The sequence below is a fragment of the Mesorhizobium sp. M8A.F.Ca.ET.021.01.1.1 genome (assembly GCF_003998025.1).
Classification (GTDB): Bacteria; Pseudomonadota; Alphaproteobacteria; order Rhizobiales; family Rhizobiaceae; genus Mesorhizobium.
In genome coordinates this window covers 1-1,101 of the sequence record NZ_RZSJ01000975.1, presented here as the reverse complement: position 1 = coordinate 1,101, position 1,101 = coordinate 1, and the positions used below count along the sequence as shown (strand labels likewise).

Annotated in this window: 1 protein-coding gene; it reads right to left on the bottom strand. The window is 60.1% G+C overall.

Going from position 1 to position 1,101, the window contains the following annotated elements; genetic code table 11:
* Positions 1 to 124: 124 nt before the first annotated feature.
* A partial coding sequence (locus tag EOA36_RS35960; RefSeq protein WP_245464566.1) for a DALR anticodon-binding domain-containing protein occupies positions 125 to 1,101 on the bottom strand: 977 nt, incomplete at its 5' end.

Below are 1,101 nucleotides of genomic sequence, written 5' to 3'. Positions count from 1 at the left end.
CAGTTGGGTTCTGTCTGCCATTATTGTTCCCGAACTCGCACTCATTCGGACGCCTTGGACGTCGCGCAGGGTTGGCCCTTACCAGCGCAATGTGGGCAAAAGGTGACAGGTTTTTTAGTCAAACCTAACGCATTTCGGTGGGCGCAGCCGCTCCGATCAACGTCAGGCCGGACGTCAGAACATCCGAAACAGCCTGCACCAGCCCTAGTCTGGCATGCGTCAATTGTCGGTCGTTAACCTTAACAAAACGTAAGTCCGGATTATCCGTGCCCCGGTTCCAGTGTCCGTGGAAACTGGAAGCCAGATCATAGAGATAAAATGCCAGCCGATGCGGCTCGAGCGCAAGAGCGGCGGACTCGATCAGGCGTGGATATTCGGCAAGCTTCCGGATCAGCCCGATTTCACCTTCGTCGGCCAGCGACGTTGCCGCGGCCGCCAGGTTGTTGCGATCGAAATTCGCCTCCCCCAACTGTTCGCTCGCCTGCCGGAACACCGAATGGCAGCGCGCCGAGGCGTACTGCACGTAGAACACCGGATTGTCCTTCGACTGCTCGGTGACCTTGGCGAAGTCGAAATCGAGCGGCGCATCGTTCTTGCGATAGAGCATCATGAAGCGGATCGGATCGCGTCCGACTTCTTCCACCACCTCGCGCAACGTCACGAAATCGCCGGACCGCTTCGACATGCGCACCGGCTCGCCATCGCGAAACAGCTTGACCAGATTGCACAAGAGGACGGTGAGCTTGACGTCGTCGCCGGCAATCGCCCGCGCCAAGGCTTCCAGGCGCTTGACGTAGCCGCCATGGTCGGCGCCGAGAACATAGATCAGGTCGACGAAGCCGCGATCCACCTTGTCCTTCAGATACGCCACATCGGCGGCGAAATAGGTGAACGAGCCGTCGGACTTGACCAGCGCCCGGTCCATGTCGTCGCCGACGGCGGTCGAGCGGAACAGCGTCTGTTCGCGGTCTTCCCAGTCGTCCGGCTTCTCGCCCTTGGGCGGCGGCAGCTTGCCCTTGTAGATATGGCCCTTCAGCGTCAGGTCGTTGATCGCCGAGCGGATCTTCCTGGCATTGTCGGCATGCAGCGTGCGTTCGGAGA